The 21782-nt window shown below is 65.6% G+C and carries 20 protein-coding genes; 8 read left to right on the top strand and 12 right to left on the bottom strand.

Features of this window, described 5'->3' with window-relative positions:
- Nucleotides 1-355 precede the first annotated feature (355 nt).
- Nucleotides 356-1123: a class II glutamine amidotransferase gene (locus NF551_RS01375; RefSeq protein ID WP_341482273.1), complete on the top strand. Its 768-nt coding sequence runs from the start codon at nt 356-358 to the stop codon at nt 1121-1123.
- Nucleotides 1124-1206: 83 nt separating this feature from the next.
- Nucleotides 1207-1704, top strand: coding sequence for an ASCH domain-containing protein (locus tag NF551_RS01380; RefSeq protein WP_227896360.1), 498 nt, complete (start codon nt 1207-1209; stop codon nt 1702-1704).
- A gap of 98 nt (nt 1705-1802) precedes the next feature.
- Here NF551_RS01380 and NF551_RS01385 read toward each other — a convergent pair whose 3' ends face one another.
- The gene (locus NF551_RS01385) at nt 1803-2744 is read right to left on the bottom strand and encodes a helix-turn-helix domain-containing protein (protein WP_227896308.1); all 942 of its coding nucleotides are present in this window, start codon (nt 2742-2744) and stop codon (nt 1803-1805) included.
- A gap of 243 nt (nt 2745-2987) precedes the next feature.
- On the opposite strand from NF551_RS01385, the gene NF551_RS01390 reads away from it, so the two are divergent.
- From NF551_RS01390 to NF551_RS01400, 3 genes are all read left to right on the top strand, one after another.
- On the top strand, nt 2988-5369 hold the full coding sequence (locus NF551_RS01390; protein ID WP_227896307.1) for an alpha/beta fold hydrolase: 2382 nt from the start codon (nt 2988-2990) through the stop codon (nt 5367-5369).
- A 188-nt stretch (nt 5370-5557) separates the two neighbouring features.
- Nucleotides 5558-7084 (top strand): acyl-CoA synthetase, encoded by a 1527-nt coding sequence (locus tag NF551_RS01395; protein ID WP_227896306.1) that lies wholly within the window; start codon nt 5558-5560, stop codon nt 7082-7084.
- Nucleotides 7081-8271: an acyl-CoA dehydrogenase family protein gene (locus NF551_RS01400; RefSeq protein WP_227896305.1), complete on the top strand. Its 1191-nt coding sequence runs from the start codon at nt 7081-7083 to the stop codon at nt 8269-8271. Before NF551_RS01395 ends, NF551_RS01400 begins: the two co-directional genes overlap by 4 nt.
- Before the next feature lie 22 nt (nt 8272-8293).
- Here the strand turns inward: NF551_RS01400 and NF551_RS01405 are convergent, their stop codons facing one another.
- The 5 genes from NF551_RS01405 to NF551_RS01420 all read right to left on the bottom strand — a co-directional run bounded on the left by NF551_RS01405 (nt 8294) and on the right by NF551_RS01420 (nt 12454).
- Nucleotides 8294-9058: a hypothetical protein gene (locus NF551_RS01405; RefSeq protein WP_227896304.1), complete on the bottom strand. Its 765-nt coding sequence runs from the start codon at nt 9056-9058 to the stop codon at nt 8294-8296.
- Between the two features lie 34 nt (nt 9059-9092).
- Complete coding sequence (locus NF551_RS01410) at nt 9093-10211, bottom strand: N(5)-(carboxyethyl)ornithine synthase (protein ID WP_231704522.1); 1119 nt, start codon at nt 10209-10211, stop codon at nt 9093-9095.
- A gap of 41 nt (nt 10212-10252) precedes the next feature.
- Nucleotides 10253-10399, bottom strand: coding sequence for a hypothetical protein (locus NF551_RS01415; protein WP_227896302.1), 147 nt, complete (start codon nt 10397-10399; stop codon nt 10253-10255).
- A 165-nt stretch (nt 10400-10564) separates the two neighbouring features.
- The gene (locus NF551_RS18945; RefSeq protein WP_269437266.1) at nt 10565-10693 is read right to left on the bottom strand and encodes a hypothetical protein; all 129 of its coding nucleotides are present in this window, start codon (nt 10691-10693) and stop codon (nt 10565-10567) included.
- 198 nt (nt 10694-10891) lie between these two features.
- Nucleotides 10892-12454, bottom strand: coding sequence for a sulfatase-like hydrolase/transferase (locus NF551_RS01420; RefSeq protein ID WP_227896301.1), 1563 nt, complete (start codon nt 12452-12454; stop codon nt 10892-10894).
- Nucleotides 12455-12702: 248 nt separating this feature from the next.
- Between NF551_RS01420 and NF551_RS01425 the strand changes: the two genes are divergently transcribed.
- Nucleotides 12703-13713, top strand: coding sequence for an NADPH:quinone reductase (locus NF551_RS01425; protein WP_227896300.1), 1011 nt, complete (start codon nt 12703-12705; stop codon nt 13711-13713).
- Between the two features lie 22 nt (nt 13714-13735).
- Here NF551_RS01425 and NF551_RS01430 read toward each other — a convergent pair whose 3' ends face one another.
- Both NF551_RS01430 and NF551_RS01435 read right to left on the bottom strand, forming a co-directional pair.
- Entirely contained in the window at nt 13736-14809 is a 1074-nt protein-coding gene (locus tag NF551_RS01430) for a DNA polymerase IV (RefSeq protein ID WP_479768621.1), read from the bottom strand.
- 103 nt (nt 14810-14912) lie between these two features.
- A complete protein-coding gene (locus tag NF551_RS01435) occupies nt 14913-15719 on the bottom strand; it encodes a serine hydrolase (RefSeq protein WP_227896299.1) in 807 nt (268 codons plus the stop codon).
- A gap of 38 nt (nt 15720-15757) precedes the next feature.
- On the opposite strand from NF551_RS01435, the gene NF551_RS01440 reads away from it, so the two are divergent.
- Complete coding sequence (locus NF551_RS01440; protein WP_227896298.1) at nt 15758-16735, top strand: LysR family transcriptional regulator; 978 nt, start codon at nt 15758-15760, stop codon at nt 16733-16735.
- 23 nt (nt 16736-16758) lie between these two features.
- Here the strand turns inward: NF551_RS01440 and NF551_RS01445 are convergent, their stop codons facing one another.
- From NF551_RS01445 to NF551_RS01460, 4 genes are read right to left on the bottom strand one after another with little or no spacing between them, the layout of a single operon-like run.
- Nucleotides 16759-18360: an N-acyl-D-amino-acid deacylase family protein gene (locus NF551_RS01445; protein WP_279324716.1), complete on the bottom strand. Its 1602-nt coding sequence runs from the start codon at nt 18358-18360 to the stop codon at nt 16759-16761.
- Nucleotides 18360-19127: an amino acid ABC transporter ATP-binding protein gene (locus NF551_RS01450; protein ID WP_227896297.1), complete on the bottom strand. Its 768-nt coding sequence runs from the start codon at nt 19125-19127 to the stop codon at nt 18360-18362. The genes NF551_RS01445 and NF551_RS01450 overlap by 1 nt, the downstream gene beginning before the upstream one ends.
- A complete protein-coding gene (locus tag NF551_RS01455) occupies nt 19120-20019 on the bottom strand; it encodes an amino acid ABC transporter permease (protein ID WP_227896296.1) in 900 nt (299 codons plus the stop codon). The genes NF551_RS01450 and NF551_RS01455 overlap by 8 nt, the downstream gene beginning before the upstream one ends.
- 37 nt (nt 20020-20056) lie before the next feature.
- Nucleotides 20057-20914 carry an ABC transporter substrate-binding protein gene (locus NF551_RS01460; protein ID WP_227896295.1) on the bottom strand — a complete coding sequence of 286 codons (858 nt, stop codon included), beginning with the start codon at nt 20912-20914 and terminating at the stop codon, nt 20057-20059.
- Nucleotides 20915-21360: 446 nt separating this feature from the next.
- On the opposite strand from NF551_RS01460, the gene NF551_RS01465 reads away from it, so the two are divergent.
- Nucleotides 21361-21780, top strand: a complete 420-nt coding sequence (locus NF551_RS01465; RefSeq protein ID WP_227896294.1) for a hypothetical protein — start codon at nt 21361-21363, stop codon at nt 21778-21780.
- Nucleotides 21781-21782: the final 2 nt, after the last annotated feature.

The raw sequence follows: 21782 nt of genomic DNA on the forward strand, positions 1-21782 counted from the left end.
CGGTTTCCGGCTCAACCTTCGGGGAGATAACGCTGCCTGCAGCGCTCCAGAACAGCGTTATCTCCCCGGAGGTTTCAGCGGAGGGCCCTCAAACTGCGTTATCTCCCCGAAGGTTCAAGCCGAAGGCCTCAGGACCCCGTGGACAGTTACGGGGAACCATGGATCTTCCCCTGGTTGTGTGGTCCACTGACCTTGCGGCCCGAGCGTAGCGACGTTACGTGAAGCCCACCCCTCGGACCGCCGGTTTGGAAATCCGGCCTGATCCGAAGGAGCCGACATGTGTCGCTGGCTAGCCTATTCCGGTTCCCCCGTCCGATTGGATGACCTTCTCTATAAACCCGTCAACTCCCTGGTAATGCAGAGCAAGCACTCGCGCATGGGTGTCGAGACCACCAATGGAGACGGGTTCGGCGTCGGCTGGTACGGCACCGAACCAACTCCCGGCGTCTTTCACTGCACCGAGCCTGCCTGGCATGACCGCAACCTGCGCGAGCTCGCAGCACAGGCCTCCGCGGGCCGGGTCTTCGCGCATATCCGCGCCACGACCGGCACCGCCATTCAGCAAACCAACTGCCATCCGTTCCGCCACGGAAAGTGGCTCTGGATGCACAACGGTGTGCTCGCGGACTTTCCGAAGGTGAAGCGCGATATGGCCATGGCAGTGGACCCCAGCCTCTATCCGGAGATCGAAGGATCAACGGACTCCGAGATGTTCTTCTACCTCGCGCTGACCTTCGGTCTGGAGCGGGACCCCCGCGCTGCGGTAGCCGAGGCGGTGGCGTTCATTGAAGACGCCGGCCGGCGCCGCGGCGTCGAACACCCCGTGCAGATGACGGTTGCAACCACAGACGGCGAAACAACCTGGGCGTTCCGCTACTCCACTGAGGGGGACTCGCGGTCCCTCTTCGTCAGCAGCGACGTCGCGACGCTGCAGGCGCAGTATCCGGAGCATGAGCTGCTCGGCAAACTCTCCGAGGATTCCCGGCTGGTGGTCTCCGAACCGCTCGGCGACCTCCACGGCGCCTGGCAGGCCGTGCCGGACGCGACGTGCGTCGTCGTCCACGGAGCTGAGCAGGAGCTGTACCCGTTTGTGCCCGCGGCTCCGATTGTTGCGGCAGCCTGAGGTCGAACACGCGGAGCACCTGACATTATGGGCAGGTGGAATCCCAGCCCGTAAACCAGCCCGATGAGGACGCAGCCCTTCGAATGTGGCAGGACTACGCTGCCGCACACCCGAACGCGGTGGCCGCCTGCCCGGAATACACCGTGGAGCATTTCGGGGATACACGGAGGCTGGCCGACGAGCTCCTCGCCCACGTCCTCAGCGGACGGAAACGCGCGACGTCGGAACTCGTCGCCGACTTCCTCGCCCGGGGAGACTCGGTACCCCGGATCGGCTCCCACTGGATAGCGTGCGACGGAACCGGCACGCCCCGGATCATCCTCCGCACGACCGAACTGCGGCTGGGATCCTTCCAAAGTGCTGATGCCGCGTTTGCCAGGGACGAAGGCGAAGACGATCAGAGCCTGGAGAGCTGGCAGCGTGAGCACCGCCGCTACTGGGCGCGGGTATCAGCGGCTCGGGGACGGGAATGGTCTGAAGCCGACGAAATAGTCTTCGAACGGTTCACCGTGGTCTGGCCGACCCGGCACGCAGACCTTCCCCTGGTTCTGTGGTCCACTGACCTTGCGGCCCGAGCGTAGCGACGTTACGTATCGGCTGGTACGGCACCGAACCAACTCCCGGCGTCTTTCACAGCACCGAGCCTGCCTGGCATGACCGCACAGACTCCGCCGCTACCTCACCGCTGGCCACGCTTGGGCATGACCGCCGTCGGAGGGACCCCAAATTCCTGCTTGAAAGCGCGGCTGAAGTGCGCCGTGTCGCTGAAGCCCCATCTGAAGGCGACGTCAGTAACCGTCGTGGAGCCGGTGGCGTCCGCCAGCTCACGCCGGCAGCGTTCCAGCCGCTGCTGGCGCGTCCACCGAGCCGCGGAGGTCCCCGACTCAGAGAAGACCAGATGAAGAGTGCGGACCGAGACTCCGTGGGCCGCGGCCACGGAGCTGACCGACATCCGCCGGTCGCCCAGATGTTCCAGAATGTATTCCTGGATCCTGGATAAGAGTGCAGCGCGCTCCCCGGAGGCCGTGCCCTGAAGGGGGACCACCGCCGTGTCGAGGAGATCGAGGAGGCTGCTCACTGTCCGGTTTATCGCCTCATCGCTAAGGCGGTCCATCTCGCGGGCAAGTCCGCGGAGCTGGTCCGCAGCGATGGAAAGCAAGCCGGCTCCCGGGTGCGCCGCGAGCGGGCGGCTCTCTCCGAGGGTTGATGCAATGGCCTGCGGGACAAACGTTGCCGGGATGAGCAATGAGACCTGGCGCTGCTGACCGGTGCTGTCGAAAGTGCCTCCGCGAATGCTGTCCCAGACGAACAGATCGCCCGGCTCGATGATGAATTGGTCGTCTCCGTAGGTGCACGTCAGCCGGCCGCTGAGCTGCAGCTGGATCCCCACCACCACAGGAGTGCCTGGGGAGGGGGAATACTGGCCCGCAAACGCTGCACAGTGCACGTCTGCAACCTGCACTTGCCGGGTCTTCCGGTGGCGGATGCGGGCGGCGTAGCTGTCCTCCAGTGACGTGGAGAGGTCCCAGTCCATGTGCAGTGCGCGCATCTTCTCCGCCCACGCCCCAAACCGGACCTTCTCAGGCAGGGCCTCGGTTGACCAAGTCTGCGCGGCAGTCATGAATCACCTCCCGTGGCATCTTCGTTGGACTTGTGACCACTGCTCACCTGGTGGATGGCCCCGCAGCAGGCATTCAGCTATTGCACAAACTGGCAAGGCGGGCTGCATGGACAGTCATGCGGTGGGCCATGAAGCCAGCCTAATGTGATTTAGATCATACGCGGTTGGCTGCGGACGGCTCGAGGCCGAATCTCCACACTCAGGCGGGGCCGCATCCAGAGCACTTGTTTCAAAGGAGAGACGATGGCTGAGGCCACCGAGCACGTAGACGTCCTGATCATCGGCGCCGGCCTGTCCGGCATTGGTGCCGCCGCGCACCTGGTTCGGGAGTGCCCCGGGAAGCGGTACGCCGTCCTGGAATCGCGCGGTGCCATTGGCGGAACCTGGGACCTGTTCCGTTACCCCGGTATCCGCTCCGATTCAGACATGTACACCTTCGGATATGGCTTCAAGCCGTGGACGGAACCGAAGGCCATCTCCGACGGGGAATCGATCAGGCGCTACGTCGAGGAGACCGCGGACGAGTACGGGATCACGGGGAACATCCGGTTCCACCACCGGATCCTGTCCGCGCACTGGTCCACGGCCAAGGCGCGCTGGGCCGTGACCGCGGAGCGGACCGACACGGGGGAAACCCGCGTCTTTACCGCCTCATGGGTCATTGCAGCCACCGGCTACTACAGCTATGAGGAGGGATACAAGCCGGCGTTCGAGGGGGAGGACCGCTTCGCCGGGCAGGTAGTGCATCCCCAGCACTGGCCCGAGGAGCTGGACTGGGAGGGCAAGCGGGTTGTCGTCATCGGCAGCGGAGCCACGGCTGTAACGCTGGTGCCGAACCTCGCGGCGAAGGCGGAGCACGTGACCATGCTCCAGCGCACCCCCACCTACATCGCCTCCGTCCCCGCAGTGGACCCGCTGGCCGATGTCCTGCGGCGCGTGCTGCCCACCTCGGTGGCCTATCCGGTGCTGCGCTGGAAGAACATGCTGAGCCGGCACCTGCTGTACTCCCTGAGCCGCAGCAAGCCGGATGTGGTCCGCGCGAAGATCCGCAAGGACGCCATCAAGCAGCTTCCGGCTGGCTACGACGTCGACACGCACTTCAATCCGCCGTACAACCCGTGGGACCAGCGGGTGTGTGCCGTACCTGACGGTGACCTGTTCACGACGCTGCGCGAGGGCCACGCATCGATCGTCACCGGAGGGATCCGCTCCTTCACGGAGACCGGCATCGAACTTGAATCCGGTGAGCAGCTGCCGGCCGACATCATCGTGACCGCCACCGGGCTGAACCTGCGTTGGGTCGGTGGAATGACGTTGAGCGTCGATGGCGAGACGGTCAACATCGGGGAGCGGTTCGCTTACAAAGGCATGATGCTCTCCGGTGTTCCCAACCTGAATATGGTCAGCGGATACACCAACAACTCCTGGACGCTGAAGGCTGACCTGGTCAGCCGCTACGCCTGCCGCCTGCTGCAGCATCTGGACGCGAACGGCTACGTGTCCGCGGCCCCGGTCACTCCCGCAGGTGAAACCGCCAGCCCGTTCCTGGACCTGGACGCCGGCTATATCCGCCGCGGTGTGAGTGAGATGGCCAAGCAAGGCTCCCGTGTGCCGTGGCGGCTGCACCAGAACTATATGAAGGACATCCGGCTGTTCAGCGGCCGCCGGCTCGAAGACGGGAACATGGTCTTTCAGCGCCGGAACGACGGCGGTGCCCGGGCCCCGCGCGCGGGGGCCGCGGAGCTGCAGGCTCCCCACGAGAAGTTCGCGGTGGTGCGAGGGGGACAGGTCCGTTACCGCGACGAGGGGGAGGGCACGCCCGTCGTCCTGGTGCACGGCATTGGCCGCAGTCTCGAAGATTGGAACGAGCAGCACGAGCTGCTCTCCGGCCAGGGGTACCGGGTGATCAGCGTGGACCTCGCGGGGTACGGCGAATCCGAGCCGTTGGATGGAGCCTACTCGCTGCCCGCGCTGGCGCAGTTCCTCGAAACCTTCCTTGACGAGGCAGGCATCACGGAGCCGGCCCACTTCGCCGGCAACTCCCTGGGCGGCGCCGTCGTGATGCAGCTGGCGGCGCAGTCCCCCCACCGGGTGCGCAGCCTGGTGCTCGCAAACAGTGCCGGCTTTGGGCGGGAAGTTGCCCTGCCGGTACGCCTGATGTCATTCCGGCCGTTGGGCAAAATACTCATGTGCAAGCCCAGCCCCGCCTCGGCGCGAAGGCTGGAGCTGAGCCTGTTCCATGACCCGGAGCTGGTCACTGACGAGCGCGTGCAGCTCGGCCACCGCCTGGCCTCCCGGCCGCACGGCACCCGGGTATTTCTGGACACGGCCGCGGCGCTTGGCACGATCCGCGGCACTCGTGCAGAGTGGCGACGGGAGCTGATGGAGGATTTGACCGCCAGCCGGGTGCCAACCCTTGTCATCTGGGGTGAGCAGGACAAGATCTTCCCGTTCACCCACCTCGCCGCCGCGGCAGGGCAGCTCCCGCACGCCATCACGCACGCCTTCAGCGACACCGGCCACATGCCGCAGATCGAGCGGGCTGAGGAGTTCGCGAAGCTCATCACCGGGTTCTGGGCCGAGACCCAGGCCAACCTCACGCCTGCCGGGGAAAGCAGCGCCTAACCCGCGGCCGGCAGCGCCCGCCTGCCGGCTCGCCCAGGGACGCTGTCCCGCCCGCCTGCCGGCTCGCCCAGGGACGCTGTCCCGCCCGCCTGCCGGCTCGCCCAGGGACGCTGTCCCGCCCGCCTGCCGGCTGGCAGGGACGCTGCCGCGCAGAGTTCCTCCCCTCCTGAACCGAAGGAATACACACCATGTCGAGTCTGCAGAACCTGGGTCTCGGGTCTTGGCCGCGCCGCCGCGCGATGCTGAGCCCTGACCGCATAGCAGTGGAGTTCGAGGGGACGGAGACGACGTTCGCCCAGTTCGCCGCGCGGGTGGAAGTGTTGTCCGCATGGCTTGCCCACAGCGGGGTCCGTCCGGGTGACCGCGTGGCCTACTGGGGGGCCAACCACGCGGTGCTGCTCGAGACCCTGTTCGCGGCGACGCGGATCGGGGCCGTCTGCGTGCTGGTCAACGCCCGGCTTGCCCCGGCCGAGGCAGAGTACATCCTGCAGGACAGCGGTGCTTCCGTGCTGTTCTTCGGCCGGGACCAGGCCGAGGCCACAGGGCTGATCGCCGGGAGGATCCCCGCGTCAGTGCTGGTGGACGTGGACGGCACGGGCGCAGGGACGGCGTACGCGCAGTTGCCTGGAGATTCAGTGCCGGTGCCGGAAGTCTGCTGCGGTCTGGATGACCCGGCCGTGCTGATGTACACCTCCGGCACCACCGGCCGGCCCAAGGGTGCTGTACTGACGCACGGGAACCTGTTCTTCAACGACATCAATGTCCTGATCGAAACCGATCTCCGCCCCGACGAGGTGTGCCTGGCTGCCGCGCCGCTGTTCCACATCGCCGGGCTTAACGGTCTGGTGCTGCCAACGTTCCTCAAAGGCGGCACCATCGTGGTGCACCGCAGCGTGGAGCCGGCGAAGATATTCTCCGCAATCCAGGAGAAGGGGGTGACCAGCATGTTCGCTGTGCCGGCGATGCTCGACGCCTTGGCCCACCACAGCCTGTTCAACCAAACAGATCTGTCCTCGCTGCGCACCATCGTGGTCGGCGGAGCGCCGGTGCCTGAACGCATCCTGCGGGTCTGGGCCGGGCGGGGCGTGGCCGTCCAGCAGGGCTACGGACTGACTGAAACAGCCCCGGCGGTGCTCAAGCTGGCCGCCGAGGACGGTATCCACAAGGCCGGGTCCGCCGGCAAACCGCAGTTCCTTGTCGACGTGCGCCTCGTGGCACCGCACGGCGGTCCGGCGTCTTCCGGGGAAATTGGGGAAATCCAGACGGTAGGACCGAACGTTATCCGTGAGTACTGGCAGCGTCCCGAGGCCACCGCGTCGGCGTTTGCCGGCGGGTGGTTCCGCACCGGCGACGCCGCGGTGCAGGACGAGGACGGCTACTACTGGATCCGGGACCGGTACAAGGACATGTATGTCTCCGGAGGGGAGAACGTGTACCCGGCGGAGGTCGAGTCCGCGCTGCTGAACGTTCCCGGCGTCGCCGAAGCCGCCGTGATCGGGGTGCCGGATGAGCAGTGGGGCGAGGTGGGCAAGGCCTTCATCGTCCCCGAAGAGGGCGCCGAGCTCACAGCCGAAGGCATCCGTGCCGCCGTCGCCCACGCACTGTCCCGGTTCAAAATTCCCAAGCAGATCCAGTTCATCGATGACATGCCGCGCACCTCCACCGGCAAGCTGCTGAAGACCGATCTGCGCGCCCGCCAAGGAGCCTCCCGATGAGCACCGCCACCGCATCCGCCAAAACCCAGAACCATGACCCGCTGCTCTTTGAGGCGCTGCTGGATCCCTCGGAGCGGGCAGTGCTGGAGGACTTCCGTTCAGCCTTGTCCGGCCTGGACGACACCGTGCTGAACCGTGCGTGGGAGAGGGCGGAATTCCCGTTCGATCTCCTGCAGCCTCTGGCCGCCACCGGGCAGCTGGGCCGGCACTTGCACCCCGGAGCCGAACCCAGCCACCTGCTGCGCGGAATGCTCACCGCGGAACTGGCCCGCAAGGACGCCTCCCTAGCCACCTTCGCAGGAGTCAGCGGCTCGCTGTTCGGGCTTTCGGTGCGCCGCTTCGGTTCACCCGCCCAGCAAGCCCGGATCCTGCCCGCGGTGGCCAGCGGTGAACTGGTCGGTGCGTTCGCGCTCACCGAACCCGGCTCCGGCTCCGACATCGCCGGCGGGATGAGCACCACAGCGCGCCGCGACGGCGACGGCTGGGTCATCAACGGCACCAAACGGTGGATCGGCAACGCCACTTGGGGTCATGAAGCTGTCGTCTGGGCCAAGGAACAGGGCGGAGACGGGCGGTTCCTGGGGTTCCTCGTCCCCACCGGCACCCCAGGATGGTCGGCCGAAAAGATTGAGGGCAAGTACAGCCTGCGCAGCGTGCAGAACGCCCACATCACCCTCAACGACGTACGCGTCCCGGACACAGCCCGGCTGCCCGGAGTCGAATCCTTCCGCCAAATCTCCGAAGTCCTGAAGTTCACCCGCCTGGAGGTCGGATGGACGGCCCTGGGCAACGCGGTCGGTGCCTTCGACGCGGCCCTGGCCCACGCCGTCAACCACCACCAGTTCGGCCGCCCGCTGGCACGGTTCCAACTCGTGCAGGACCTGCTCGTCCGCGCCGAAGTGAACATCACCTCCACCCTCGGCGCACTGGTCCAGGCAGCACGGCTCGCCGACCGGGACGAGCTGCAGGAGGAACACGCCTCACTGGTGAAACTCATGGCCGCGTCCCAGGCGCGCGAGACCGTCGCCCTGTGCCGGGAGGTGCTCGGCGGCAACGGAATCGTGCTGGAGAACAAGGTGATGAAGCACTTCATGGACGCCGAAGCGATCTACACCTTCGAAGGCACGCACCAGATCAACACCCTGATCGTCGGTCGGGCCCTCACCGGCCACTCGGCCTTCGCCTAGGGGACCCGGGGAGCCCGGTGCCCTACGGTTCCTGGGTGCCGGGCCGGACGCCCGACCACGACGCCGTGCCGCCGGAACCGGGGAAGACGGTTTGCTTCATGGCACTGTCTCCGGCGACCGCGGGGGAGACGTAGTAGCCCGAAAGATCGGGCACGTCCGGGTCGTATGCCCCATACAGCCCCGGAGCGAGCGCCACGAGCCGGCCGTCCTTGAGCCTGCTGCTGAACCAGGCGGCGACTCGGTAATCCACGGATGCAGCATCCACGACCAGTGGATAGCCGGGGTACGCGGTACTGATACCGTCCGCGGGCGGCACCGCCATGCCGGCCTCGTAGCGGGCGCAGACGGAGAGGATTTCCCCGATCGTGCCCGTCCAGGCGTACGGGTCGAACGTTGCAGCCCCACTCGGCTTTTCCGCTAACGCGATGACGCCCCCCATCGCCTGCGTCAACTCTTTCAACTGTGGTGCCATCGCGGACGGTGCGTCCGCCGCGATGCCCCGGAGCGTTTCATCGAGAGGGCCGACAGCATCCGGAGATCCGGCGAAGCCGAACGTCCCGTCCCCGATCATCACGAGGGAGATTGCCTGGTACAAAGGCCCCTTGCCGTCGTTTCCGAGCAGTGCGGAGCAGGTCTGCTCTTCTGTTGCCTCAACCGCTGTTGTGCTGGAAGGAGAAGCAGACGGCGACGCCGGGACCGGAGAAGCAACCGCCTCCGACTCTGCGTTCGTGCACCCGGTAATAAGGAGCAGCAGGGCAAGGACAGGGACAGCAGCGGTTTTTCTCATGATTCCCCCGGAGAATGTGAACAGTCGTCTTACCCTACCGGCTGCCCAGCGCGGCGTGCGGGTAGCCGGACTCCCGCTGCTGGAACTGCAGCACGTCCTTGTTCTGGATGACGCCGCCGCGGATTTCGATGGCTTTCCGGATGGTCTCGTTCTCGTGCCATGCTTCGGGACCCGCAAGGACCGTCTCCAGGAAGGGCAGCAGCGCCTCGCTGATCTCCCAGCTGGCGGAGTTCCAGAGGTAGGACGGGCTGTGGTCCACGGCGTAGTAGCTGATGCGCTCGCCAACCTCGAACATGGGATCCGCGAAACTGGTGGTTTTCGCCCATTCGAAGCCCATGCCTTCGTCGCAGGAGACATCCACGATCAGGCTGCCGGGCCGGAATGCGGCCAGGTCCCCGGTGCGCAGGTAGGTCAGCGGCGCGTTGGGATCCTGCAGGGTGCAGTTCACCACGATGTCGCTTTCGGCGAGGAACGGGGCCAGCGGCACCCGGCCGTCGTCGGTGATGACCTCGCTCAGGAACGGTGCCTGCGGATCGTGGTCGAACTGGCTGATCCGCGCCGAGTGGATCGGTGAACCGACCGCCGCGACGTCGCGGTTGGTCAGCACCTGCACATCGTGGATGCCGTGGGCGTTCAGGGCGGTAACGGCGCCGCGGGCAGTGGCACCGAAACCGATGACGACGGCGCTCAGCCGCCGGCCGTAATCACCTGTGGACCCGGTCAGGGCCAGGGCATGGAGCACGGAGCAGTAACCGGCAAGCTCATTGTTCTTGTGGAAAACGTGGAGCCCGAAGCCGCCGTCGCTCTTCCAGTGGTTCATCGCCTCGAAGGCGATCAGGGTCAGCTTCTTGTCGATGGCCAGCTGCGTGATCGCGCGGTCCTGCACACAGTGCGGCCAGCCCCACAGCGTCTGCCCCGCCCGCAGCTCGGCCAGGTCCTCCGGCTGGGGCTTCGGCAGGAGAACGACGTCGGCCTCCGCCAGCAGCTGCGTCCGCGGGAGCATCCCTCCCACAAGCGGCTGCAGGACATCGTCTGCAACACCAAACGTCTCTCCGTAGCCCTCTTCAAGAATTAGCTGCTGCCGGAGTTCGGGTGCGACGCGTTCAAGGTGCAGCGGGTGGATCGCCAGCCGCCGCTCAGCGGGTTTCCGCATACTGGAGACGATTCCCAGCGTGAGGCCGTTCGAAGGGGCACTCACTTTTTGCGGCTCGCAGACTCGGTACCCGCGGCCTTGCCGGTGGGGCTGGGCGACTCTGCCGCAGCCCGCTTATCGGCACGTTTTTCCTTGATGGATTTGCTGGACTTGGCGGATGCTGATTGGCGCGGGGACTTGTCTGACATGTTCGCTCCTGTAGCGGAACCGAAAGGTTCCTGACCCCGCACCCTACAGGTTAAGGAACAGATGCGTTGGCCAGTGCCGGCAACAGCTGGCCAGGTCTGCAGCAGAAATCTTCAGCAGAAAGCCGGGCCGCCCTGCCAATGGGTGGCCCGGCAGCGGTCTGCTGGTTACTTCTGCTCGTCGTCCTTGTTTCCGTCGGCGACGTCCTTGACCTTGTCCTTGGCCTGGTCAACCTTCTCCGGGTTGTCCTTGGCTGCGTCCTTCGCCTTGTCTGCCATTCCGCCGAGATCTGCCATGGGGATTTACCCTTCTTCTCTGGGCCGGGGCGGGGAATCCTGCTGCCTCTGCCGGTCTTCCCATCGTCCACCCGGCCAACCGGCGGTGTCACCCCTGTTCCGCAGCCTTTTCGCTGCCGCCGGGAAAGCGGCGGTACCCGGCTGACGGCGTCGCGCCCCGGCGCAGGGCGCCCAATCCGCGGACCCGGCGTCGAATAGCTAGCGCGCCAGCGCCTCAGCGGCCCAGGCGTCGGTATAGAAATTCGGCGAAAGCGATTCCAGCAGCTCTGCGTAGACGTCCCGCTCGACGGCCTGCGCCGAGCCCTCCGGGACCGTGGGAGCGAACGCTGAGACGCCGAGGCCGGCCTGCCGGTCCTGCACGGTCAGCCCCGCGGCTTCCAGGATGGTGGGCAGCATGCTCAGCTGGTCAACGCCGGAACGCGGCTCGGTGGCCGTACCGCCGGGAACCCAGATCCGGTTGAAGATGGTGCGGTTCTCGTGGTGGTCCAGCTGCTCGTGGAAGGCGTCCCCGGCGCTCATGTGCTTGAGGTGGTCGCCCATGATCACGACGGCGGTGTCCTCCAGATAGCCCTGCGCCTTCATGTGCTCGACGAAGCCGGCGACCTGGGTCATCGAGCAGGCAAACGCAGAGGTGACCTTATTCTCGGTGTCCACGGTGCAGTAGTCGTAGATATGCACCGGTTCGTGGGTGTCCAGGGTCAGGACCGAGAGGTTGAACGGCTGGCCGGTTTCCTCGGACTGCGCGTGCAGCCTGTCGACCTCTTCCTTGGCGTTGGCCATCAGCCGCTCATCGCTGAGGCCCCAGTCGCTGCGGAAGCTGTTCTCCGGTTCGTCGGCAGCCCGCCAATCGTCCAGGCCCTTGACCTGGGAGTAGCCATGGCCGCTCAGGAAGGTGTCCTTTGCCGCGAAGGAAGAGCGTGCACCGCCCATGAAAGTGCTGGTGTAGCCCTGGTCCTGCAGGATGTCACCCAGACAGGTCACCCCGCCCAGATAGGTGTCCACATCGCCGCTGCCCACGCTCTTGGCATCGGTGGCCGCGCTGTCGCCGGCACCGAAAACCGTGCCCTTGAGCGGGATGCCGCACTGGGTGGAGACCAGGCCGGCCATAGTCCAGCCCCCTCCCTGGTACTGCTGGAAATCCTCAATGCTCTGCCAGCCGTCCGCTTCCTGCGTGACTTCCTTCAGGGGCGCAAAGGCGTCCTTCTCGAAGAGCTGGTCATCGGCAAGGGTCTGTTCCCCGGACTCCAGGTAGATCAGCACCAGGTTCCGCTTGCTGTCCGCAGCGGTAACGGTGGGCTCCACGTAGTAGTTGCCGACGTCGTACTTAGAGTTTGCTGCCTTGATGTAGTCCGCGATCCCCACCGTGGTGACGAATGCCGTGGTGCCGCCAACAACCACCGCGGAGACCAGGAACGTGGCAATCACCCGCATGGTCCAGCTCGGCCGGTGGGCCTGCCTGGCGGCGAGGTGCTTCCGCTTGTGGCGGCGGCGCTGCTGGAAGAATGCGATGGCCAGCGTCAGGAGCACAGGGGCGACGCCGATGGCCAGGATAGCGGTCCACACAATGGATCCGCCGCCGCCGTCGGGATCCACCGACTTAAGGTTGAGGAGCATTTGGCCGAAGGAGATCCGGCCCCACGTGTAGTGGATGACCCCTGCGGCGCTGAGCATCACCAGTCCGGCCCAAATCAGGACATAGACCAGGACGTGTCCCAGGGCGACGCTGCCGCGCCGGGTCGCATGCAGCAACCGACCGGACATGGCAGCACCTCGCATTCCTAATAAGCAGTGTGGGCAAAAAATCTGGCTGGCCTTGACATTAGGACAGCCCTTGGGTTCAAGCATCTTAGTTGGCTATTATGCCTCGTTCAACTGGGCGTCATCCGCCTTCACCCCGGCGGTTGGTTCGGAAAGCTGCTTCCGACGGTACGTGCGGCGGGAAAAGTCCGGCTCTGAAGACCGCTGCGGGCGGGGGAATAGATCAGCCTGGGATCGCCTTGGTGTCCTCTATGAAAGCAATCGTCTACTCCGAGCCCGGAGCGTCCTCTGTCCTCTCCCTCACCGAGCGCGGGGTTGCCGATCCCGGCCCCGGCGAAGTGCGGGTCCGCATCACCGTATCCGGGGTGAACCCCACCGACTGGAAGGCCCGCGCCGGCGGTGTTCCCTTCCCCGAAGTGGTACCCAACCAGGACGGCGCCGGCGTTGTCGACGCTGTTGGCGAGGGCGTTGAGGGGCTGCAGCCCGGGGACCGCGTGTGGGTGTTCCTGGCCGCCCACGGCCGTCCCACGGGAACCGCACAGGAATACGCAGTCCTCCCCGCCGGTCGTGTGGTCCCGCTGCCGGACGGGGTGGGTTTCGACGTCGGTGCAAGCATCGGCGTGCCGGCCATGACGGCCCACCGTGCGCTCACGGTGCACGAGTTTGGACCGTCCCGGCTGTCTCCCGGGGCGCTCGCCGGCCGGACGGTGCTGGTCCAGGGCGGTGCCGGCGCCGTGGGGCATGCCGCGATCCAGCTTGCCGCCTGGGCGGGAGCGGACGTCATTGCAACGGTGAGCTCTGACGCGAAGGCAGCGCTGGCCCGTGCTGCCGGAGCCCGGCACATTGTCCGATATCCCGACGGCTCCGAAGCGGACCGCATCCGCGAGATCGCGCCCGACGGCGTCGATCACATTGTGGAGGTGTCCCCGGCGCAGAACGCGGAGCTCGACGTCGAGGTGATCGCCAACCACGGCAGTGTGGCCTACTACGCGGACAACGGCGGCGGGGAGTTCACCGCGCCGGTTCGCCCGAGCTTCGCCAAGAACGTCCGCTGGCAGGGTGTACTCATCTACACGGTAGGGGAGCAGGCGCAGCAGGCCGCAGCCGAGGACATCACGGCAGCGCTGGGCGACGGCGCGCTTCCGGTGGGCGAGGACGCGGGCCTGCCGCTGACCTGGTTCCCGCTGGAGGAAACCGCTGCCGCGCACGACGCCGTGGAGAACGGTGCCACCGGCAAGGTCCTGATCCGGGTGGCGGACTGATTCGCTAAGGCCCGCGGCCGGGTTACCACCCGCCGCGGGTCGGAGTGTGGCCCTGCCGGGCATCGTCGGGCATCCTCATTTCGGCCCGCAGCCCGAGCAGCCGGATCGGCCGCCCGGCTTCGATCGCGCCTGCCAGGTCCAGCGCCCGCGCCAGGACCTCGGCGCGGTCGAAGGTCTCGGGGATCTTCCGGGCGTGGGTCTTGGTGGTGAACGGCGCGTACCGGACCTTCAGGGTCAGGCCGATGACGGGCCGCCCCTCCGCCGCCACATCCTTGAGGACCTCGGCGGCCAGCTGCGTGACGGCGTCGTGCACCTGCTCCGGTTCGGTGAGGTTCGTCTGGAACGTGGTCTCGCGGCTGTGTCCGCGGGCCACCCAGGGAGTGTCATCGACCGTGCCGGAGCCGTCCCCGCGTCCCAGCGAGGCATACCAAGGGCCCATCTTCGGGCCGAACTCCGGCACCAGCGCCTGCGGATCCGCCGCAGCCAGCTCGGCGACCGTCTTGATGCCGAGCTTGGCCAGTCTGGCGGAGATCTTGTTGCCGACACCCCACAGTTCCTTGGTGGTTTTGGCGCCCATGACGTCGAGCCAGTTCTCCGCCGTGAGGCGGAAGATGCCGGCGGGCTTGCCGAAATCTGTGGCGTTCTTGGCGCGGACCAGGGTGTCACCGATGCCCACACTGCAATGCAGCTGCGTCCGTTCCAGCACTACGGCCTGGATCTGCCGGGCGTACGCTGCGGGGTCCCCGGTTTCGACGCCGACGAACGCTTCGTCCCAGCCCAGGACCTGCACGACGGCGCCCGGCTGGGCGCGCAGGGTGGCCATCACCTCATCCGAGGCGGCGAGGTAAGCCTCGGCATCCACCGGGAGCAGCACGGCGTCGGGCACCTTCCTGGCCGCGATGCGCAGCGGCATTCCTGAACCGACGCCGAAGGCCCGGGCTTCATACGATGCAGTGGAGACGACGGCGCGTTCGGTGGGATCGCCACGCCCGCCGACGATGATGGGCTTGCCCGCCAGTTCCGGGCGCCGGAGCACCTCGACCGCCGCGATGAACTGGTCGAGGTCGACGTGCAGCACCCAGGGGATTGAGCTCACGCGGTCCAGTGTGCCCCAGAACGGCTTTATGGTCACTCGTTGGACGTTCTCTACCAAGGGCGGCAGCGGACAGGGGCGGAAACGCAGTTTACCCATCATCAGTTCATGGCAGCGAAACAGTCGCCCCAGACTGCACCGCCCAAGCGATAGAGCGGATGATCTCCACTGCCTGCTCCTGTTCGAAACCCTGGGTGCAGACAGCAAGGACATAGGAACCTGCATCACCGGGTGTGCCGATGAACGCAACGTCGTGGTGGATGCCGTCTACCCACCCGGATTTGCTGCCCCAATCGGTGGGGGCGGGGAGCGTCGTACCAATTACGGAGTGCTCCTGACGCCGTAGTTGCTTCATCATGAACCGGGTGCTGGCAGGTCCTGCCGCAGCACCGGACACGATGGTGTGCATGATCCGGGCCAGGTCCGCCGCCGTCGTTTCATGGGTGAAACCGGCATCCCGGGCGGGATGATCGCTGATGAGACGTTCCAGGCGCGACGACGAGGCCCCGCAGAGATGGAGGGCTTCGGCCGCCGCTTCCATGCCTGTCAGTTCCAGCACCATGTTCGTCGCGGAGTTGGAGGAGGCATAGATCATGCGACCCAGGGCCGCGGCCAAGGAAATGGTGCCGCCGACCGGAGGCATCCCGCGGTCCACCTCTGCAGGGTCGAAGGCGAAGTCCCCGGCGTCGGGGATGCGGCTGGGGAACCGGTCCCTGACCGTGACTGGCAGCTGCAGGCTGAGCTGGCCCGCATCTACCTGCCGCGCCGCAGCGATCAGGACAGCGAGTTTGATGGTGCTGGCGGAGTAGAAAACAGCATCGGCTTCGCGGGCGGCCAGTACCCGGCCAGCCACGTCAACGGCCAGATAGGAGATCCTTGGAACGCCGTCGCAGTAGGCGGAACTCACGGGCATGGCGAAATGCTCCCATATGGCCACCACAAGGCGGAATAATGACGGGCATGCTGTCCTTCGCCCGCCTGCTCGCCCTGCTTGAAGTCTCCCGGACGGGCAGCATCTCGGCCGCCGCCAAACGCCTCCAGCTGACTCCTTCCGCGGTATCGCACCAGATCTCCACGCTCGAGCGCGAAGTGGAGACCAAGCTCATCGAGCGGGGGCCACGGGGTGTGTGGCTCACCGCCGCGGGCAGCCGGCTCGCGGAGTACAGCGAGTCCGTTGCGGAACTGATGCACCGGGCGGAGCAGGAGATCCGGGAGCTCGGCGGGGGTGAACGCGGTCGACTGAGCCTGGGGTTTTTTGCCTCGGCCGGGCTTCAACTGGTTCCCACCGCCCTGTCCGCGTTTATGACCGGACGGCCCCATGTTGAACTGAACCTCATTCCCGGGCAGCCGCATGAGTTGGTTCCGCGCCTGCTCAGCACGGAACTCGACGTCGCCGTCGTTTTTGACTATTCGGCGGGACCGCCCAAAACCAGCCCGGGCAGGACGCCGAACGTCACTTACGAGCCGCTGCTGGTAGACCCGCACTTCATTGCAGTGCCCCCGGGATACCGGCCTCGCGCTCGCGGATTCATCAGCATCGCGGATCTCTCTGGCGAGCAGTGGATTGCCACCGAGGGAATGGATAACGAGGTGGCCCTCGTGGACCGGATCTGCGCCGCAGCCGGGTACACCCCTAACGTCCGTTGCCGGACAGACCACTACGACGTCACCCTTGGCATGGTCTCGGCGGGCCTCGGCTTCGCACTCGTTCCCGCGCTGAGCCTGGGGCCCGTCGCGGAACGCAGCCGGGTACCACTGCGTACCCTCTCTACCCCGCATCCGTCGGCACGGCATATCCGGGTGGCTACCCGAGCGGACAATCCCAATCCGCTGGTGCCCGCCTTTATAGAGCATCTTCAGAACACTGCGCAACGGCTGGGTGCTGAGATGAGACAGTTGGCAGACGCGGTCGATGCGGCCTCCTCCTGACACTGTTTCTCGGATCTGCACACTCAGGCCCGGCGCCGCACGGTCACGCCCGGTGCCGCCCCGGTCAACCGCTGGCCGCAGAGTATCTCTCGCCCGGCGACGAAGACGTGCTCAATGCCAATCGGCCGCCGCAGCGGCTCGGTAAACGTCGCCCGGTCCTCCACCGCCGCCGGATCAAAAACGACGACGTCGGCCACGGCACCGGGAACGAGCGAACCCCTGTCTGCCAGCCCGAACCGCTGTGCCGGCAGCGCCGTCATCCGCAGGACGGCGTCTTCGAGGGAGAGCAGGCCAAGTTCACGCACATACCGGCCCAGCACACGCGCGAATGTACCGGCCCAGCGCGGGTGTGGTTTGCCGTCACGCGGGACCCCGTCCGAACCGATCATTGTGCCCGGGTGGGCCATTACCCGTTGCATATCCGCCTCGTCCATGGAGTGGGAAATGATCGTGACGGCACCGGTTTCTGCCAGCAGCAGGTCAGCAACGAAGTCCACCGGATCCTGCCCGGCCTGTGCTGCCAGTTTGGCGATGCTGTGCCCTTCGGCGGCCGGGTGCTTCGGCGCCCCGGCGATGTCGATGCGGTCCCAGCCGCCGTTGCCGATGGTGTTCTCCCAGCCGGGCTCACCGTGTTCGATGGAGGCCCGCATTCGCTCCCGCTGAACTGGTTCTGCCAGTCGGGCAAGCAGGGCCTGGAACCCGCCCGCTGATGCCCAGGGCGGGAGCATCGCGTGCAGGGAGGTGCTGCCGGCCACATATGGGTACACATCGCAGGTGACGTCCAGGCCCTCCGACCGGGCGGCGTCCATCATCGCCAGCGTCGTGGCGGACTTTCCAACGCCGTTCCTGCCAGCGGTCTTATGGTGTGAAACATGCAGTGCTGTGCCTGAGCGCCGGGAGATCTCCAAGGCTTCGTCAAGGGCCGCTTCTACGCGGCTCATTTCATCCCGCAGATGTGTCACATAGGGCACCCGGTGCCTGGCAGAAACCCGCCCCAGGGCGATGAGTTCAGCGGTATCGGCGTAGGTTCCCGGCGGATAGATGAGTCCGGATGACCACCCTGCCGCCCCGGCGTTGAGGGCATCGTCCAACAGCGTGCACATCTGGTCGGTTTCTTCCGGTGTTGCCCTGCGCTGGGCGAATCCAAGCACTGCGGCTCGGAGGCTCGAATGCCCCTGCAATGACGCGATGTTGTTAACTCGTGCCGCCTTATTGTGGCTTGCGGCGAAGCCTTCCATCCCGGGAACAGGAGAACCAGCGGGGCCGAGCAGCGCCGTGCAGAAGTCCCGCAAGCTGTCGGCGTGGGCGCTGTCTTGGGCGGAGGGGAACAGGGAGTAGCCGCAGTTGCCGGCGATTTCCGTGGTGACGCCCTGCCGTGCCGCGGCCCAGGCCAGGTCCGGTGGAGTGGAACGGGCGTCCAGTGCAGTGGCGTCGGAGTGAGTGTGTACGTCGATGAATCCCGGGCTGACCACCAGGCCGGTTACGTCGATGACGGTGGCGTCCTGAGGGGTGATGGTTCCGGGCGGCACGATGCGGCCGTTGGACAGAGCGACGTCGGACTGCACGGCGGCGGCCCCGCTGCCGTCGACCACCAGCCCACCCCGCAGCAGGTAATCGCCTGGCACTAGCGGACCCTGGCCAGGAAGTCGGCGGTGCGTTGATGTTGAGGGTCTGAGAGGACCTGTTCGGCACTGCCGGACTCCACCACGACACCGTCCGCCATAAAGATCACCCTGTCGGCAACCGTCCGGGCGAAGGACATCTCATGCGTGACCACCACCATCGTCATCCCGGAGTCTGCAAGGTCCTGCATCACAGCCAGCACCTCTCCGACCAGCTCCGGGTCCAGTGCCGAGGTAGGTTCATCGAAGAGCATCACCTGGGGTTCCATGGCCAGCGCCCGTGCAATGGCAACGCGTTGCTGTTGGCCGCCGGAAAGCTGGGCCGGATGGAAATGCATCCTGTCCCCGAGTCCCACGCTGGTCAGCAGGTCCGCGGAGCGCGCCACCGCCGCTGCATGTTGTTCACCCTTGATCTTCCACGGGCCTTCCACCACATTCTCCAGCGCCGTCATGTGCGGAAAGAGGTTGAAGCGCTGGAAAACCATGCCGATGCCCTGGCGCTGGCGGCGCAGATCGTCGTACCGGCGTTCCAGGAGCGTCCCGTCCGGCTGTTCCACGAACCCCAGCAGCTCTCCGTTGATCCAGACCCGGCCGGAATCGATGGTTTCCAGGCGGTTGAGGCAGCGCAGCAGGGTGGTTTTGCCCGAGCCCGATGGGCCGATGATGCAGACGACCTCCCCGGCAGAAATCGAGAGGTCAATGCCCTTCAGGATAATGTTCTCCCCGAAACTTTTCCGGACGGAACGGGCATGGACGATCAGGTTATTCATGGTGCCCTGGCTTTCTCGAGGATGGCGGGGAGAGATTTGCCAGTACCTTCTTCCGCACGGGAGTTCTGCCGTCAAAGCCCTTGGAGTACTTTTTCTCCAGAAAGTGCTGGCCGACGGTGGCCACCGTGGTGAGGACCAGGTACCAGATGGAAGCGACGATCAGCATCGAGATCACCTCGAAATTGCCCAAATAGATCCGCTGGACCACCGTCATAAGGTCGGAGCCGGCGATGATCGAGACCAGCGAGGAGGTCTTGAGCATGGAAATGAACTGGTTACCGGTGGGCGGCAGGATGATTCGCATGGCTTGGGGCAGAATGATGCGGCTCATAATGCGGCCCCGGGACATCCCCATGGCTTCTGCCGCTTCACGCTGCCCGCTGTCAACCGAGAGGATTCCGGCCCGGATGATTTGGGACATGTAGGCGCCTTCGTTGATTGCCAGGCCCAGAAGGCCCGCAACAAATGGAGTGATGATGGACGCCTCCACTCCGAAGAGCTTGGGCCCGCCGAACGGAATGCCGAATTCCAGCCGGGGAAAAATCACGCCGAGGTTGAACCAGAAAAGCAGTTGCACAAGCAGAGGAGTGCCGCGGAAGAACCAGGAGAAGGCACCCGCGACGAGCCGCAGGACCGGATTTTTGGAGAGCTGCATGACCGCAACCACCAGACCGATGACAATTCCGACGACCATGGAGATGGCGCTGAGGGCAATGGTCACCCAGAGGCCCTCCAGGACCGGGCCGGCCGTAAGGAAGTTGGCCACCACGTCCCAGTGGATATTCGGCGTCACTACTAGGACGTAGAGGACCCAGAGCGCGAAAACGGAGGCGGCCGCACCGCCGATCCACCGGCCCCACGCGGGAGCACGCTTGGCATTGAGAGGAATCACCTCGGCATTCGTGCGTGCAGAATCTGAAGTGCCGGTGTCACTGGCCGGCATTGATTTCAGCGACCTCGACGCCGGCGTTGGCTACTCCGTATTTCTCCAGCAGGGTCTGATAACGGCCATCTTCGATCAGTTCCTGCAGCGCAGTCTTCACAGCGTTAGTCAGCTCCGGGTCAGACTTGTCTATAGCAATGCCCCAAGGGCCGGCTTCGTACTGTTCCTCCAAAACTTCGTACTTGCCGGACTTGGCAGCGAGCTCCGCGGCGACGGGATAGTCAACAACCGTAGCGACAGCGCGGCCGGTATCTAGCTGAAGCAATCCTGTGGGGGCGTCTTCGGACTCCGAAATGGTCATCGGTTCGCTGCACTCAGACTCCGAGTAGTCCTGCAGGATGGCCAGGTTCGAAGATCCCTTGGCTCCGACCACGTTCAGGCCGCATAGGTCCGAGATGTTGGTAATGCCCTCAGGGTTTCCCTTGTTGACCATAATGGCACCGCCGGCAACGAAGTAGTCCACGAAGTCGACTGCCTGTCGGCGTTCCTCGGTGTCGCTCATTGACGAAATGGCAATATCCCACTGATTGGACTGCAGGCCCGGTATCAATCCCGGAAAGGAGGCATTTGTGATCTCGAATTCCAGCCCGAGCTGCCCGGCAATCAGTTCCGCCAGTTCTGGATCGACACCGATCAACTCGGTGGTGCCCTCCTTGTACATCTCCATCGGGGGATACCCCTCGGCGGTCGCGGCCTTGAGGACGCCTTTCTCCTTGAGATCAGCCGGAACGAGGCTTTCGGCTGTTGCGTCTGCATCCGTCGCGGCTGACGTCGAATTGCCGCCGCCGACTGCAGGCTCTGCGGACCTGCCGCATCCGGACGCCGAGACCAACATCGCAATCATCCCAATGCTTGCTGCTGCCCGTCCGAATCCTCTGATTTTCGCCTTCATTGGTCTGCCTGCTTTCCTAGGTTTCCTGTCCGGCCCATGAAGCACGGTGCAATGATGGATGCTTCCACCCGACTAGGTTGCCCACAATAATTTTCACGATTTAGATGTCTCCCATCGATTTACGTCATAGCGGACCGGCCCAGCCCCGGATTGCGTCCGCGGCGCGCTGTCCCCTTCCGTAGGCAACGCCCCTGCTTGCTCTCAGGACAGTAGGCCAGAGCATCGGGCACGCCGGCTGACACCGGTGCGCTCGAACAGACGGCCGGCCCGTCGCGGCCGTCTGTTCGAGAAGGGAGAAATGTTGGCGCCCGTGGCCGTCAAAGTGCCTGCGACTAGGTAGTTTGAAGAGAACAGCCCCGGACCGGTCGGGGAGGTGCGGCCAGGGGAAGAGCGGATCCATGAACCAGCGACGGAAAACAGTGCTCGCGGCGACAGCCCTGGTGGTGCTCAGTGCAGGACTGTGGTGGGGCTGGTTCGGGTGGGACACTCAGCGGGATATCGATCCGGCAACCGGTGCGTCCTCGGGGCCCTATGAGTGGTGGCAGATCTGCGCCTGCATCGTTTCTTGGGCGGTCATCGCGTGGGCCGGCACGGAGCTGCTGGAACCTGCCGTCGTCATCTTTCTCATGCCGGCGGCGTTCACGGCGTCCTGGATCCTGAGCTCCGCACTGACGGATGATTCCGGTTTGTGGGCGATCGGTGCCGTGCTCGTCGCGGCGGGGACGCTGGCCGCCAATGCCCTCTTCGTCGGGCTGCTGCGCCTGTTGTTCCGGAAACGGAATCGGTCTGGCGCCCGGAAGGACCCGGCGCTACCGTAGCG

This window comes from Arthrobacter caoxuetaonis (genome assembly GCF_023921125.1).
Taxonomy (GTDB): domain Bacteria; phylum Actinomycetota; class Actinomycetes; order Actinomycetales; family Micrococcaceae; genus Arthrobacter_B; species Arthrobacter_B caoxuetaonis.